Raw genomic sequence first — 15,934 nt, 5'->3', positions numbered from 1 at the left:
TCTATGTTTAGCGAATCGCCTATTAGCCGCCGCCCGTCGAAGCGGATCATGGTAGGTAATGTGCCTATCGGTGATGGCGCGCCTATCGCTGTGCAGTCGATGACAAATACTGACACCTTGGATGTTGAGGCCACGGTGGCGCAGATCGAACGTTTGCAGAACGCAGGTGCCGATATTGTGCGCGTTTCTGTGCCGACGATGGATACTGCTGAAGCTTTTAAGCTGATTCGCCAGCGGGTCAGTTTGCCTCTGGTTGCGGATATCCATTTTGATTATCGTATTGCCCTGAAAGTGGCCGAATATGGCGTCGATTGCCTGCGGATTAACCCTGGGAATATCGGTAAGGAAGATCGTATTCGTGCTGTGGTTGATGCCGCAAGCTACAACAATATTCCCATTCGTATCGGCGTAAATGGTGGCTCTTTGGAGCGCGATATTCAGGAGAAATACGGCGAGCCAACGCCTGAAGCCTTGCTTGAGTCAGCCATGCGCCACGTTGATATTCTCGATCGCTTAAACTTTGATCAGTTCAAAGTGAGCGTAAAGGCGTCCGATGTGTTTTTGGCTGTGGGCGCATACCGTCTGTTGGCAAAGCAGATTGAGCAGCCACTTCATCTTGGTATTACCGAAGCGGGTGGGGCACGTGCTGGTAGCGTTAAATCTGCGGTTGGCTTAGGCATGCTGTTAGCTGAGGGAATTGGCGATACGCTGCGGGTGTCGTTAGCGGCAGATCCGGTGGAAGAGATTAAAGTTGGTTTTGATATTCTCAAGTCGCTGCGTTTACGCTCTCGTGGTATTAATTTTATTGCCTGTCCTACCTGTTCACGGCAAGAGTTTGATGTGATTGGTACCGTCAATGCGCTGGAAGAGCGGTTGGAAGATATTGTGACACCGCTTGATGTGTCGATTATTGGTTGCGTGGTGAATGGTCCCGGAGAGGCCTTGGTGTCTGATATGGGAGTAACCGGCGCCAATCGTATGAGTGGTTTCTATGAGGATGGGGTGCGTCAGAAAGAGCGCTTTGACAACACCAACCTGATTGATCAATTGGAAGCTAAAATCAGGGCGAAAGTGGCGAAAGCTGACCCTGAAAATCAAATTGAAATCCGTTCTATCGACTGATTCCGCTGAATCGAGAGTAAACAACGGCCTGATCACCTCTCAGGCCGTTTTACGTTTCCTTGCAAACTCCCTATAATGCGCCCTCTTAATTGTATTCTGGAGTAGGGAACCCCTTCGTGGCTAAGCAGATCCAAGCGATTCGGGGCATGAACGACTGCCTCCCTGCAGATACCCCCGCCTGGCAACAGGTTGAAGCGAAAATCCGTCAGGTTGTCGCTAGTTTTGGGTACAGCGAAATTCGTTTTCCTATCGTTGAAAGCACCGACCTGTTTAAACGAGGTATAGGTGAAGTTACTGATATCGTTGAAAAAGAGATGTATACCTTTGACGATAGAAATGGCGATAGTTTAACCCTCCGCCCGGAAGGGACGGCCGTCTGTGTGCGTGCGGGTAATCAAGCCGGCCTGTTATATAACCAGGAGCAACGCCTCTGGTATATGGGGCCAATGTATCGTCATGAGCGGCCGCAAAAGGGTCGTTATCGTCAGTTTCATCAGTTTGGTATTGAAGCGTTCGGCATTTCAGACGCCGATATTGATGCCGAGGTGATCGCTTTATCGGCTGAACTTTGGCGTGTCTTTGGTATCGAAGACCAGGTTGAATTACAACTCAACTCTTTAGGTTCGAATGAAGCCCGGGCAGATTACCGTTCCGCGTTGACCGAGTTTCTCGTGGCCCATGAAACTGCGTTAGATGAAGATAGCCGTCGCCGGATGCACAGTAATCCGCTACGCGTACTCGATTCCAAAAATCCTGAGGTGCAAGCTGTTTTAGCCGATGCTCCACGATTACATGACTATCTCGATGCAGAATCGAAGCAGCATTTGAGTAAACTGTGTGAGCTACTCGACGCTATCGGGATCCGCTATCAACTCAATGATCGACTCGTACGTGGCTTAGATTACTATAACCGCACTGTTTTTGAGTGGGTCACCGATAGTCTGGGAGCGCAAGGTACTGTGCTTGCCGGTGGTCGGTACGATGGCCTCGTTGAACAACTGGGTGGTAAAGCAACACCGGCAGTTGGCTTCGCCATGGGTATCGAGCGTTTGGTGCTCATGTTGCAGTCGCTAGGCAAGCTCGAAGGTCTTCGTCCGGCGGTTGATGCCTACATGGTATTAGCCAACGATGACGCAGCAAAAGCGGGCGTCCAGGTTGCTCAACGTCTACGCCAGCAGTTACCGGATCTGCGTCTGATGATGCATTGCGGTGGCGGTAAGTTTCAAAAGCAGTTAAAGCGTGCTGATAAGGTTGGGGCTCAGGTGGCACTGATCTTGGGGCAAGATGAATTAGAAAACCAAACCATCACGGTAAAGTGGCTGCGTCAGGATGTGCCGCAGCAAACCGTGGCTCTGTCACAGGTGGTTAACCTGTTGAACGATTTGAATTAAGGAAGGGTATAGCAGTGGAAATGTACGACACCGAAGAGCAGCAGGTCGAGGCGATTAAAAGATGGTGGCAGGAAAATGGCAATTTTGTCATCGTGGGCATCGCTGTTGGCTTAGCAGTCGTGCTGGGTTGGCGCTTATATCAAGACAACGAGCTTTCTAACAAAGAAGCTGCGTCCAGCAGTTATCAAGCGCTCCAGACCAGTATTGATGCCAAAGGCTATGGCGCCGCTGCTGAGCTACAGGCTTATATCGACAGTAATAAGGGCAGCAACTACAGCTTCATGGCCGCATTGCAGCTTGCCAAGCTGGCAGTTGATGGCGATAAGTTTGCTGAGGCTGAGGCGCAACTGAGTTATGTGATCTCTGCTGCGGCTGCGAACAATCCATTACTCCCCGTTGCCGTTTTGCGTCTGGCTCGCATACAAGTTACCCAAGCTAAGTACGACGAAGCTTTGGCTACTTTGACTGCGACCACTTTGGATGTTGCGTTCACTGCCACTGTTGAAGAGCTGAAAGGTGATATCTACGTTGCACAGAACGCTACAGAAAAGGCGCGCATTGCTTATCAGGCCGCCATCGATAATGGTGGTTTGGAAAATAACGCTGTTTTACAAACTAAGATTAACCAGCTGTCAGTGATTGAAGCTGCACAGTAGGGGGCTAGATGCGTCACTTGAGCAAAGCGCTGTTGTTTGCTGTCAGTTTGGTAGCCGTCTCTGGTTGCTCACTTTTTGGCGATGATGATGAAATTAAGATCGCAGAACTGCCAGATATTGAGATGCAGTTTGAAGCGGATGTCATCTGGGATTACCAAGTGGGCGATGGGGTCGGTGAATACTATTCACGACTGCGTCCTGCGGTTGCCTACGGTAAGCTATTTGCCGCTAGTCGCTTTGGTGACGTGGTAGCGATTGACTTAGAATCTGGTTATGAGGTTTGGCAGCAGGATGTTACCAAACGCAAGCCAGGGTGGCTGTTCGATGAACGCATCAATGCGATGATTTCAGGTGGCCTGACAGTTCGTTATAAACAGCTGTTTTTCGGTACTGAGAAAGGTCGAGTGATCTCCCTTGATGCGGAGACCGGTGAGGTGCTTTGGGACGTAGAGGTTGATGCTGAAGTATTGGCTCCGCCGACAGTCGATCAGAGTGTTGTGGTGGTTAATACCGGTAGTGGTAAGTTGTTTGGTCTGGATTCTGTCAGTGGCAAGCAGCTTTGGAGCTATCAGCAGGAGCTACCTTCACTTACCTTACGCGGTGTTAGCTCTGTTGCGGCTGCTCAGGGCGGTATTATTCTCGGTAAGGCCAACGGGAAAGTGGCTGCGTTATCGATCACCAACGGTATTGAGTATTGGGAGCAGGAGGCTGCGCCGCCGAAAAGTGGTAGCGATCTCGATCGTATTGTCGACGTTGATGCTGATCCTGTGATTTTAGCGGGAACGATTTATGCCGTTGCCTATAACGGCTACCTGCAAGCGTTGGATATACGCAGTGGCCGCGCCTTATGGCAACGAGAGTATTCTTCTTATCGTGGCTTTAGTATTGATGGCTTTAATCTTTATCTAAGTGACTTCCAAGGCCATATTTATGCGATTGATCGCCGTACGGGATTGGAGTTGTGGAGTAATCGCGATTTAGAGAACCGTGGAGTGACTGAGCCGGTTCCTTTTGGTGATTATGTGGTTGTCGGTGATTTTGAAAGTTATCTGCACTGGCTTGACCCAAAAAGCGGCGCGTTAGTGTCGCGCATTGAAGTTGGAGACGATGGGCTCTACTCCTCTGCGGTGGTCGATGGTGATACGCTTTATGTGCAGTCGCGAGACGGTACGGTGAGTGCGGTAAAAATGCCCTAAACTGGGTGTGTACTCGCGCTCCAGACCCCGGCGATGCCGGGGTTTTTTGCTATTTAAATGAGGTTTTAAATGACTCCTGTGTTGGCTTTGGTTGGCCGCCCAAATGTGGGTAAATCGACACTGTTTAATCGACTCACGCGCACCCGTGATGCCTTAGTTGCTGATTTCCCTGGTTTGACTCGCGATCGTAAATACGGTCAGGCGAGCTACCGCGAAATGGAGTATTTGGTGATTGATACCGGCGGTATTCATGGCGGAGAAGAGGGGATCGATGCTGAAATGGCTGGTCAGTCTTTGCAAGCGATTGAAGAAGCCGATGCCGTCCTGTTCTTGGTTGATGCTCGTGCTGGCGTGACTAGCGCCGACGAAGCCATCGCCGGTCACCTGCGCCGATTAGAAAAGCCGGTTTTTCTGGTGGCAAACAAGATCGACGGTGTTGATGCTGACGTCGTGACAGCCGATTTCTATAGCCTTGCCTTGGGTGATGTGCATGGTATCGCTGCAGCCCATGGCCGCGGTGTCAATCAACTGCTGGAAACCTCAATGGCTCCGTTCCTTGCTGAATTGATTGAAGAAGAGGAACCGGAAGAGGAGCCTTGGCCGGATGAGGTTGAGGATGACGAAGCGGAAGAGGAGCCGGATGCGGATCGTCAGCCGTTTGAAGATATGCCGATCAAACTGGCTATCATCGGCCGTCCTAACGTGGGTAAATCAACACTCACTAACCGTATTCTTGGTGAGGAGCGGGTGGTTGTTTACGATATGCCCGGTACCACTCGTGATTCTATCTATATCCCGATGCAACGCGAAGAGCAGGATTATGTCCTGATTGATACGGCTGGTGTTCGCCGCCGTGGCAAGGTATCTGAAACGGTTGAGAAGTTTTCAGTGATTAAAACCTTGCAGGCGATTGAAGATGCCAATGTGGTGCTATTGGTGTTGGATGCCCGCTCTGGCATATCCGATCAGGATCTGAGTTTACTTGGCTTTGCTTTGAATGCCGGACGCTCATTGGTTATTGCAGTCAATAAGTGGGATGGCTTGGAGCAAGTGGTTAAGGATGATCTCAAGCGTGAGCTGGATCGTCGCTTAGGCTTTATCGATTTTGCCCGTTTACACTTTATCTCTGCGTTACACGGCACGGGTGTTGGCCACCTGTTTGAGTCAGTAGAAGAAGCCTATAGCTCAGCGACGAAGCGGATCAATACCTCGATGTTGACGCGCATTCTTAAAGGCGCGGTTGAGGATCACAACCCACCGATGATCCAGGGGCGTCGTATCAAGTTGCGCTACGCCCATGCCGGTGGTTATAACCCGCCGATTATCGTGATCCATGGTAATCAGTTGAGTGGTCTACCTGAGTCCTACCGCCGTTATCTGATGAATTACTATCGTCGTTCATTGAAGATCATGGGCACGCCGATCCGTATTGAGTATCGAGAAGGTGACAACCCATTTGCTGGCCGCCGTCAGGAGCTGAGTAAGTCTCAGCAACATAAGCGCCGCCGGATGATGAAGTTTCACAAGAAAAAATAGCGTTAAAACAAGAGCCACTGTTGTGGCTCTTGTTACACTTGGTTTAACTGATTGGATCTATGTTAGCCGAGGTAAACCCATGTCTTATACCCATCCCCATTGTCCCGAATGTCACGGTCTATTGCAGGCCGAAAACAAGCAACTGCATTGCCCTGCATGCCAGGCCGACTATGTCGAGAAGGTTTGTTGTGATGTGTGTGGTGAGCAGGTGGAAACATTAAAGGCGTGTGGTGCAGTTGATTACTTTTGTAATCACTGTAATAGCCTCAAGTCGAAGTCAAAAGTGGTTCGTTCTTATCACATGGTTAATCAATAAGTTTGCACCGATTAAACTCCTGTGTTAATAATTATGCATTATGACAGCATTAATAGTCACTATTTCTTCTGAGACCCGCCGACGTAGCAACGCCATTACCGCGTTGTTCGGCACTTAGTTCTACTTAGTTTTTTCGAACTGGACACCGCGGTTACATTTTTTGTACCGCGGTTTTTTTATGCCTGGAGTAAAGCTTATGTCGCTTGTGACACCTTTGATGAACCTAAACGAAAGACCGCCAGTTAAGTTTGTTTCCGGCAAGGGAAGTTGGTTGCAAGACAGCGAAGGGCGACGTTATTTAGATTTTATCCAAGGGTGGGCGGTGAACTGTTTAGGCCATAGCCCTTCAGTGTTGGTGGAGGCTATTTCGTCGCAAGCGTCGCGTTTGATGACACCGAGCCCGGCTTATCATAGCGAAACAACGTTGGCATTGGCGGATCGTTTACGCGCGTGCAGTGGTTTCGATCAGGTTAATTTAGTCAACTCCGGCGCTGAAGCAAATGAAGCTGCGATTAAGTTAACGCGTAAATGGGGGGCGCAGAATAAGGGCGGTGCATTTCGAATCATCACCTTTGAAAACGGCTTTCACGGCCGAACTCTGGCCACCATGTCAGCCTGTGGCAAACCCGCTTTTGATGCGCTTTACGAACCCAAAGTGCCAGGGTTTGATCGGGTGCCGTTTAATGATTTGGCAGCCGTAGAGGCCGCGATCAGCAAAGACACCGTGGCGATCATGTTGGAGCCTATTCAGGGAGAAGGCGGGGTTGTTGCCGCCACTGAATGTTTTTTACAGGGCTTAAGAGCGTTGGCGGATGAGCATCAGCTACTGCTGGTATTCGATGAAGTGCAAACTGGGATTGGCCGTACTGGTGAGTTGTTTGCTTATCAACTTTTTGGGGTGACGCCGGACGTGATCACCTTGGGGAAAGGGCTTGGTGGCGGCATCGCTATTGCTGCTATGTTGGCAAAAAATCATTGTTGCTGCTTCGAGCCGGGCGATCAAGGCAGTACGTTTGGTGGTAATCCGCTTTCAGCTGCTGCGGCGAATGCGGTTTTAGATATAGTCGCTAATCCTACGTTTCTCGCTCAGGCTCAAGCCAACGGTGCCGCGCTACGCCGTGTGCTGGAACAGGTGTCGCAGCGTTTTGGCTTAGGCGAAGTGCGGGGGCAAGGGTTATTGCTGGCGCTGAATACCCATGGCTCCTCCACTGTAGACGCGTTTCAATTAGAAGCCGCCTGTTTTGAATTAGGACTATTGGTGAATGGCTTGCGGCACAACCTATTACGAGTTATGCCCGCACTGAATTTTACTGTTGAGGAGTTACATCTGTTTGAACAGCGACTTATCCAAGGGATCGAGCAGCTACTAGCAGAGAAGGATTGATGGCATGAATTGTAGCTTGCTTCACACTTTAATCAGGCGGTGCAGCAGTCTCAATTTGGCTTGATTTGGGTCAGTTTTATGGCGAACGAAATCGCTACGATGGCAGCATCATTCGCAACCGAGAACGAACATGGAACTCTGGATGGATCTGCTGTTTGGTGATGCGATTGGCCTCATGTCAATGGCGGTAGTGTTATCTACTGTGGTTATTATGGGTTATTACGTTTGGCTGTTTATCAGCCGAGCGTTGAAAGACCCAAACGATAAGTCTTGCTAACAGACCCTCCCTGGATCTGGCAACAAGGGGTTAACGGCTTGTCGCAGTGCCGTTAACCCCGCTTCGTTACTCTGCTTATTAGCGGCCTACTGATGGTGCGTCTCCTCCTTTCTCGTCCGACTATTGCTTTACCTTCTGCCGCTTGCCGCTACTAATTTGACTATGCTTACAGCATCTTCGTGGCTGAACCTCAGTCATGGTACAGGGGAGGGATGACTGTGCTGCCGATTAAATACAAGAAAGGCTACAAGTACCAACTGGTAGAAATCTTTGAAGTGAAGCTACCGTTGTCACCTGCAGAGGCGATTGACGATGGGCTTTTTCTAACGCTGTCGACGTTTGGCGTGCTCAGTATTAAAGCTGGCTATGCTTGGGACGGCCCATCTGGTCCGACGCTGGATACGGCCAACTTCATGCGTGGCTCATTGGTGCACGATGCGTTATATCAGTTAATGAGAAATGGCCACTTGGATAGAGGTGAGTATCGCGATATCGCAGACCGACTGCTGCAGCGCCAATGTAAAGAGGATGGCATGTCATCGCCTCGGGCGTGGTGGGTGTATTGGGGGGTGCGTTTATTTGGTGGTAAAGCGAGTCATGAAGACGCCGTGAAAAATGTGTTGAGTGCCCCGCGATAATGCACTATCGCGCTTGTCATTGGAGTTGGTTGCAATAGACTGAGGCCGACTAATTTCTGTGGGATATGTCGTGGCAAAGCAACTCTTCTCCTCTTGTTATCTCTGTTTTAGCAAACCGGTTTGTTTTTACTGGTTACTGGCTGCCGTCTTATTACCGAGCAATGTCGGCGCTGTGGATCTGGTGGGGTTACACCAAGAGCCCAATTTTAGCCGTGCTATTCAACAGGTCGAAGATGCCCCCGCTGAGTCATTGTCGCAGTTAAGCCTTGCCATAGTGCGAGTCGATAGCACCGATAGAAAAGCGCGTATCAGCTACCTGATGGGACGGGCTAATATGGCGCTCGGTGCGCCCGATGCCGCCATCGTTAATTACCAAGATAGCCGCGAACTCGCGCTGGCGCTGGCTGATGATGAGTTGTTGCACCGTTCTGATTACGGTATCGCGTCTATCTACCTCTACCACGATAACCCTGTGCTGGCGTTGGATATTTTCAAGCGGTTACGGATCAATGATGAAAAGCGTGGCAACCTGAAGCGCCTGGGCTCAACACTTAATAATATCGGTGTCAGTTACCGACTGTTAGGCAAGTTAGACCTGGCGATGCAGTACTTTATTGAAGCTCTGGTCTATAAAGAGCAATACGAAAATCCGATATCCGTGGCACGAACTCTGACCAATATCGGTGAAATCGAACTGGACATGGGGCAGTTCGATGCTGCCAAGGCGCGTTTGCTACAAGCGGAGATGATATTTACGCAGGAAGAGCGTGGTAAAGACCTCATGCGCGTACTTAATCTGTTGGGTAATGTTGAAGCCAGCGCTGGTCAGTTTGATGCCGCAATGCGTCACTATCAAAAGGCGTTGGATTATTATCAGCGTCATGGGCCGGAAGCCGCATTGGCGCAATCCTATCAGAATATTGCCGATCTTTATGCGCGGCAAAATCAGCCTGATAAATCGATAGCCCTGTACGAAAAAGCGTTAGAACTATCAGATGATCTCAGTGATGGCGTGCTTAGTCCCGATATTGCTGTGCGGCTCGGCAACGCTTATTTGGATAAACAGCAGCCTGCCGTTGCCCTTGAGATCTATCAACAAGCGATGGCGCAAGTTGGAACTCGTACATTGGGCGCTTATGAAGGTCCGTTGTTGCTTGGTTTGTCCCGTGCCAGTGAAGCAATGGGCGATTATCAACAGGCACTCGCTTACCTGAAACAGTTTCAAAGCAGCACCCTGGGGTTACAGCATTCTGAAATGCGGATGCAGGCTCAGGAGTTGCACCAGAAATTTGGCGTGGCGGAGAAAGAGGCATCGATCCGTTTACTTGAGCAGGAAAATGCACTGCGTGAGTCGGAGCTTGCCGCGCAGGCGTATCAGCGAAACTTTTGGTTATCGGGCAGTTTGGTGTTGTTGTTGGGCTTCTCATTCCTCACCTACCGTCAACGCAGCCGACGTCTGCTGATGGCGGAAAAGGCCAGCGTAACAGAGACCATACTTGAGAAAAAACGTACCTTGTTTGCCAATATCAGCCATGAATTTCGTACGCCACTGACGCTGATCTTAGGCCCGCTGCATCAATTAAAGTCTGCCGACACGCCAGAGTTAAAAAGACAATCTCTATTGGCGCAGATCGAGCTGAATGCACAGCGTATGTTGCGCATGGTTGAACAGGTGTTACAACTGGCCAAGCTGGAAGCGGGCGAAGAGCGGGACGCCAAGCGTGTATTGTTAGACCAGCTAGTGGCGCAGACCACACTGGAGTTAAGGCCTCTTTTTGAGCAAAAACGGATCCAGCTAACTACCGCTATTGCGCCGGATTGTTGCTTGATAGGTGATCACGACCTGTTAGAAAAAGTGGTGGTTAATTTGCTGAGTAACGCCGTGAAATACACCCCGGAAGGCGGGCGGGTGGCGGCGTCATTAACAGCAGAGAACGAAAAACTGAAGTTGGTGGTCACTGACAGTGGCATCGGCATGACAGACGAAGCGATGAAACAGATATTTGAACGTTTCGTACGTGCTCATGTGGATGTTGAAGGCACTGCCGGTGTGGGGATTGGTCTGGCCTTGGTGAAAGAGGTAGTGGAGGCGCATAAAGGCGAAATCAGTGTCAGTAGCCGAGTCAATGAAGGGACGGTTTTTACCGTAGTGCTGCCCCGCTATATGACGTTAGAAGCGCTCGCAACAAGTCTGCCCGCTAGTGAATCGGGGCAGGTGTTAACTGCAGCGCCATTACCTGCGACTCAATCTGCCGCAGCCTCGCCGGTGGCGTCGAATAGTGACAGCGAGCAAGCCGCGGATCAACCTGATGAGAGCGTGCGCCCTAAGGTGCTTATTATTGATGACCACCCGGAGATCGTCGCCATGGTGGCTGATGTTTTAGCCAATCAGTACCACTGCATTACAGAGACCGACAGCCCTACCGCGGTACAGATCGCGATAGAGCAGGTACCAGATCTGATTATCACCGACCTGATGATGCCGTCGCTTGATGGTTTCGAAGTGAGTCGTTTAATCCGCGATAACCCCGCAACTAGTCATATTCCTTTGATGTTGCTCACCGCCAAAGGCGATGATGAAAGTCGCTTGAAGGCATGGCAAAGCGATATTGATGCCTACTTGTCGAAGCCATTTAACCCGGATGAGCTGCAACTGCGTTGCGCTGGTCTGATTAAAGTGCGGCGCTTGATTGCGCAAAAGCTGCAGTTGCGTGATCCGCAGCCGGAGCAGAGTGCAGAATCGAGCGGAACGCCGCAACCTAATCAAGAGAGTGCGGCGGGGCTTAATCAACGGGATCGTCAGTTTGTTGAAAAGCTAGAAGGGGTATTGGCGCAGCATTATTCACAGAGCAGTTTGGATAAAGCGCTGATCGCCAATGCCGTGGCAATGAGTGAGCGGCAATTGCAACGCAAAATGCAGGCCCTATTTGGCCAAACGCCCACGGATTACGTTCGCAGCTTCCGCTTAAAGTTAGCGGCTGATGCGTTGCAAGCGGGCGAAGCGGTAACACAAGTGGCCTCCGCTGTTGGTTTCTCTTCACCCGCTTACTTTAGCCAGTGCTTTAAGCAAAAATTTGGCATGAGTCCGAGCGACTTTGTGCGGCAACAAACTTCATCGGGCTGATTTCAGCGCGCGTCTCTTCAACATCTGCTTGTGGCTGGTCGTTTGGTATCAGCCACAAGCGCACTTTAGTAGCAATTATCGGCCAACCGTTCTCGATTATAGAAAATGGCCGATTTTTCACTGTATCTCATATCCGACACCGCTATTGTTTCTGCGACAGAGCTATAAATAACGGCCATTTTGGTGTCCGTTTTTTAATGCCACAAGCTTATTGTTGATTTTGTTTTTGATTTTATCTTATTGAAAATAAATGTTTTTAATAGGTTGTCCGTTATTTGGTGTTATCTGTCCGCTGATTGAATGCGCTTATCGATAGCAACTTCTAATCTTTGCTCAACGTTTCGCACTACTGATATGCAAGTCGTCGCATCACAGGTGCTTTGGGTAGGGAAAGACAATGAAGACACAATGGGTTTATCGCGGTGTATTGAACTGTTCAGCAGCCGTCGCATTTATTGGCTTACTGATGCTGTTTGGTGAAATAGATGATGTCACACGGGACTGTTCTGACAGCAGCCGGATTGTTGCAGCGAAAGAGATCGCTAAGAACAGCTTTTTTGGTGCCGCTGAAACCATTGACCCAAAGCAGATAACAGAGTGTCGCCAGAACGCTGAGGTTGTTGCTTTTCTATATGACCAACAACTGTGGGTTGATTGTAAAAGTAGCTGCTCATTATTGGTAACCAGTGACGGCTTGTCGGGTGACATGAGTGTTTTTCGCATCGACAGTCAGGATGACCGCTGGGACGAGTTTCATACTTGGCGCAGTGCGTCGCTGAATATGCACCGGATCAATTTGAGTGGTTCGCAGTATGACGACGTGATGGTGATAGATGACGACATGAGCCGTTGCATAGATGTGCGGATGGATGGGTTGCAGGGTAAAGACCTGCTGCAAGCGGGCTGTGGTAACGACCTCATATATGGCAGCGGCGGTAACGACATGATTATAGCGCAAACGGGTAATGATGAGATTTATGGTGGCACTGGTAACGACCGCATATGGGCGGGCCATGGTGCCGATGAGATCTTCGGCCAGGCGGGGCAAGACGTTATCCACGGTGCCGATGCACATGATTATGTCGAAGGAGTAGATGGTGAAAGCCTGTTTTTGGGCAAACCTAAAGGCCTTGATATCGCTGGTGTGTTGGAAAACCAAGCGGTACGCCTGAAACAGCAACAGATGCTTTCATCCGTCGCCCTATCAGGCTCTGAAAGTCTGGACTTTGAATAAGCGAAGAGAAAGAGAGCTTTAGCAACAGAACGTAACAGGCGCCCTCGGGGGAGCCTAAGCAACCGAATAATAACGATAAGAGTGATTCCACGCGAATTGAAGGCGGCCAAGGATGGCTGCCTATTTTTTTTGGCTGTTATTTAACCGTCCTTCATACATCCGCTGTTGCAACTGCGTACTCTGTCACAGAGTCTTAATGCTTGCCTGTATCGGCATGATCCAGATCTTTTTTAAATTCGTCTGACTGCACTATGCTCAATCGTAATTTCATTTCTTATAAGACCAACATTGATGGGATCGACTATGCCTTACACCGCCGACACAATCCAAGAGTTGAACATTTTGTGCCGCTTTAATCTCGATACAACGCTTGAAGGAATAAAAGTTCACCATGATGCAGCCCCTGAGGTGATTGAAGCCACTCAGCGATTACATAATAAAGGCTTAGTGACCATGCCAGATGGTGGCTATTTAACCGATTTAGGAAGAGAAACAGCAGAGCACGCGCAAGCGATGGCGTCGCTGCTGATGACCAGCTAGTCAGCTTTGTGTGTTAACCCCTTAAGCGCAAAGAAAAGAGGTCGTTTGCTGCTGATATAAGCCGCAGTGAACGACCGTTCCATCTGCATTTTCTCCCCTTAAAAAAACGCATTCTGGATTGCCCAATTGGCACTATCTGTGTAGTCTGCCACCCTCTTAACACCTAATACTTTTTCGTTCAATCCAGTCAATGGAGTTTTGTTGTGATCTCAACCGCCAATATCACCATGCAGTTCGGCGAAAAGCCGCTGTTCGAGAACATCTCAGTCAAATTTGGTGGTGGTAACCGCTACGGTCTCATTGGTGCCAATGGCTGTGGTAAATCCACCTTCATGAAGATCCTCAGTGGCGAGCTGGAAGCTACCTCCGGCAAAGTGATGTTGGATCCCAACGAGCGTTTAGCCAAACTGAGTCAGGATCAGTTTGCTTATGAAGAGTATTCCGTGATCGATACAGTGATTATGGGTCATGCGGAACTCTGGAAAGTAAAGGAAGAGCGTGACCGCATCTACTCCATGGCAGAGATGAGTGAAGAAGATGGTATGCGGGTGGCCGATCTGGAAACCGAATTTGCCGAAATGGACGGCTATTCCGCCGAAGCCCGTGCGGGTGAGTTGCTATTGGGTGTAGGCATTCCGGTCGAGCAGCATTTTGGCCCGATGAGCGAGATCGCGCCGGGTTGGAAACTTCGGGTACTGCTTTCTCAGGTGCTGTTTGCCGATCCTGATGTGATGTTGCTTGACGAACCGACCAACAACCTGGATATCAACACCATCCGTTGGTTGGAAGGGGTCCTGAATCAACGTAACTGCACCATGATTATTATCTCTCACGATCGCCACTTCCTGAACAGTGTTTGTACGCATATGGCCGATCTGGATTACGGTGAACTGCGCTTGTTCCCTGGTCACTATGACGAGTACATGGCGGCAGCTACTGCAGCGCGCGCTACGATGATGGCCGACAACGCGAAGAAGAAAGCGCAGATCGCTGAGTTGCAGCAATTTGTTGCTCGCTTCTCTGCTAACGCTTCTAAGGCGAAACAGGCAACGTCGCGGGCCAAACAGATAGACAAGATCCAACTGGCAGAAGTGAAAGCCTCTAGCCGCCAGAACCCATTTATTCGCTTTACCCAGGAGAAGAAGCTTTACCGTAATGCCCTGGAAGTGAGCAAAATGGGACAAGGTTACGACGGTGAGCTGCTGTTTAAAGGCTTGGATCTGTTGGTGGAAGTGGGTGAACGTATTGCCGTGATCGGCCAAAACGGTGTTGGTAAGTCGACACTGTTAGACACCTTAGCCGGACGTAAAGTGCCGAAAGAGGGCACAATAAAATGGTCTGAGAACAGTCATATCGGCTACTACGCTCAAGATCACGCCAGTGAGTTTGAACAGGATATGAACCTCTACGACTGGATGGATCAGTGGGGCAAAGAGGCCGATGACGAGCAGGTGATCCGTGGTACTTTGGGTCGTTTGCTGTTTTCGCAGAACGATATCAAGAAATCAGTGAATGTGATCTCTGGTGGTGAGCAGGGGCGGATGTTGTTTGGTAAGTTGATGCTGCAAACGCCAAATATTCTGCTGATGGATGAACCGACCAACCACATGGACATGGAATCGATTGAATCCCTGAATATGGCGTTAGAGCAGTATGAAGGCACCCTGATCTTCGTCAGTCACGACCGTCAGTTTGTTTCCAGCTTGGCAACGCGGATCATCGAGTTAACCGAAGATGGCGTGACCGATTTCCACGGCACTTACGACGAATACCTGAAGTCGCAGGGTGTCGAAGAGTAAATCGCAATCACCTGCGGTTAACGCTCAAAAAAGGCGCTGAACTCAGCGCCTTTTTTGTTGCCGAAGCAATGCTAAAACCTTCTGCCTAAGGTCCGACAGGCTGTTTATCTGGTGCCATAAAGTCTAACGGACTGGTGGTGCCAACGCGCGGTGCTTCGCTATTATGCCGCTACGTTACTACCCGTTAGCTTGGTGCTGGAGGGTCACCTTATAAATCCTTCAGTCCGGCGGTGTGAACCAGTCTTACGAATTCATTGATAGTCGACCGTATTCGCAGCTCTGAGATAACAAAGTCGCGTTCTCTTCGTACTTTCTTCCCTAAACGAACAACGACTACATAGCCCGCTTTTTGATGGTGTTAGGCTGAAAGTAGCACTGCCATCCAACCTGCTGGGCTACGGGCCCTAGCCACCATAAAGTGACTTCAGCGATCATGTCGATTAACAGCGGCACATCGTAACGGCGAGGGTAGCGCGAGCGACTTAGTCGCAACCATCAGTGAACTCAGGCGTTTTTTGTGCATTTATGGGCACTGTTGTGCAAGCATTTGGTGTAGGATTTGAACTTCGGGCATCCCGACTGCCTCCGTGCAGGGTGAGATAGGATTTGTTTTTGGCGAAATTAATTAGATTAAACCACGGGGTGCGCGTCTACTTTTATGAACTTCCTAAGGATTATGAGGGGATTCGCTAGATTTAAGCGTTAAGACTAATGGAGAGAA

13 protein-coding genes are annotated in these 15,934 nt (G+C 49.9%); all 13 read left to right on the top strand.

Features of this window, described 5'->3' with window-relative positions; all coding sequences use genetic code 11:
* The first annotated feature begins 3 nt into the window (after nt 1-3).
* The 13 genes from ispG to EZV61_RS16875 all read left to right on the top strand — a co-directional run bounded on the left by ispG (nt 4) and on the right by EZV61_RS16875 (nt 15,213).
* Entirely contained in the window at nt 4-1,122 is a 1,119-nt protein-coding gene (gene ispG / locus EZV61_RS16935) for a flavodoxin-dependent (E)-4-hydroxy-3-methylbut-2-enyl-diphosphate synthase (RefSeq protein WP_114338919.1), read from the top strand.
* Nucleotides 1,123-1,238: 116 nt separating this feature from the next.
* A complete protein-coding gene (hisS, locus tag EZV61_RS16930; RefSeq protein ID WP_130567540.1) occupies nt 1,239-2,513 on the top strand; it encodes a histidine--tRNA ligase in 1,275 nt (424 codons plus the stop codon).
* Between the two features lie 20 nt (nt 2,514-2,533).
* Nucleotides 2,534-3,169 carry a YfgM family protein gene (locus tag EZV61_RS16925; protein WP_240695233.1) on the top strand — a complete coding sequence of 212 codons (636 nt, stop codon included), beginning with the start codon at nt 2,534-2,536 and terminating at the stop codon, nt 3,167-3,169.
* An 8-nt stretch (nt 3,170-3,177) separates the two neighbouring features.
* Complete coding sequence (gene bamB / locus EZV61_RS16920) at nt 3,178-4,365, top strand: outer membrane protein assembly factor BamB (protein ID WP_114338922.1); 1,188 nt, start codon at nt 3,178-3,180, stop codon at nt 4,363-4,365.
* Nucleotides 4,366-4,434: 69 nt separating this feature from the next.
* Entirely contained in the window at nt 4,435-5,901 is a 1,467-nt protein-coding gene (der, locus tag EZV61_RS16915; RefSeq protein ID WP_131417140.1) for a ribosome biogenesis GTPase Der, read from the top strand.
* A 22-nt stretch (nt 5,902-5,923) separates the two neighbouring features.
* Entirely contained in the window at nt 5,924-6,217 is a 294-nt protein-coding gene (locus EZV61_RS16910; protein WP_325048498.1) for a zinc ribbon domain-containing protein, read from the top strand.
* A gap of 196 nt (nt 6,218-6,413) precedes the next feature.
* On the top strand, nt 6,414-7,601 hold the full coding sequence (locus EZV61_RS16905) for an acetylornithine transaminase (protein ID WP_131417138.1): 1,188 nt from the start codon (nt 6,414-6,416) through the stop codon (nt 7,599-7,601).
* A 130-nt stretch (nt 7,602-7,731) separates the two neighbouring features.
* Entirely contained in the window at nt 7,732-7,878 is a 147-nt protein-coding gene (locus tag EZV61_RS16900) for a DUF3149 domain-containing protein (RefSeq protein WP_114338925.1), read from the top strand.
* A 218-nt stretch (nt 7,879-8,096) separates the two neighbouring features.
* Nucleotides 8,097-8,516: a DUF1353 domain-containing protein gene (locus EZV61_RS16895; RefSeq protein WP_205695406.1), complete on the top strand. Its 420-nt coding sequence runs from the start codon at nt 8,097-8,099 to the stop codon at nt 8,514-8,516.
* 70 nt (nt 8,517-8,586) lie between these two features.
* On the top strand, nt 8,587-11,640 hold the full coding sequence (locus EZV61_RS16890; protein ID WP_131417136.1) for a tetratricopeptide repeat protein: 3,054 nt from the start codon (nt 8,587-8,589) through the stop codon (nt 11,638-11,640).
* A 397-nt stretch (nt 11,641-12,037) separates the two neighbouring features.
* The gene (locus EZV61_RS16885) at nt 12,038-12,874 is read left to right on the top strand and encodes a calcium-binding protein (RefSeq protein ID WP_130567549.1); all 837 of its coding nucleotides are present in this window, start codon (nt 12,038-12,040) and stop codon (nt 12,872-12,874) included.
* A 303-nt stretch (nt 12,875-13,177) separates the two neighbouring features.
* Nucleotides 13,178-13,414: a TIGR02647 family protein gene (locus tag EZV61_RS16880; protein ID WP_131417134.1), complete on the top strand. Its 237-nt coding sequence runs from the start codon at nt 13,178-13,180 to the stop codon at nt 13,412-13,414.
* Nucleotides 13,415-13,617: 203 nt separating this feature from the next.
* A complete protein-coding gene (locus tag EZV61_RS16875) occupies nt 13,618-15,213 on the top strand; it encodes an ABC-F family ATPase (protein ID WP_114338930.1) in 1,596 nt (531 codons plus the stop codon).
* Nucleotides 15,214-15,934 lie beyond the last annotated feature (721 nt).

This window comes from Corallincola luteus, from assembly GCF_004336975.1.
In the GTDB taxonomy this organism is placed as follows: domain Bacteria; phylum Pseudomonadota; class Gammaproteobacteria; order Enterobacterales; family Neiellaceae; genus Corallincola; species Corallincola holothuriorum.
The sequence above is the reverse complement of the archived record's forward strand: the minus strand, read 5'-3'. Positions and strand labels throughout refer to the sequence as shown.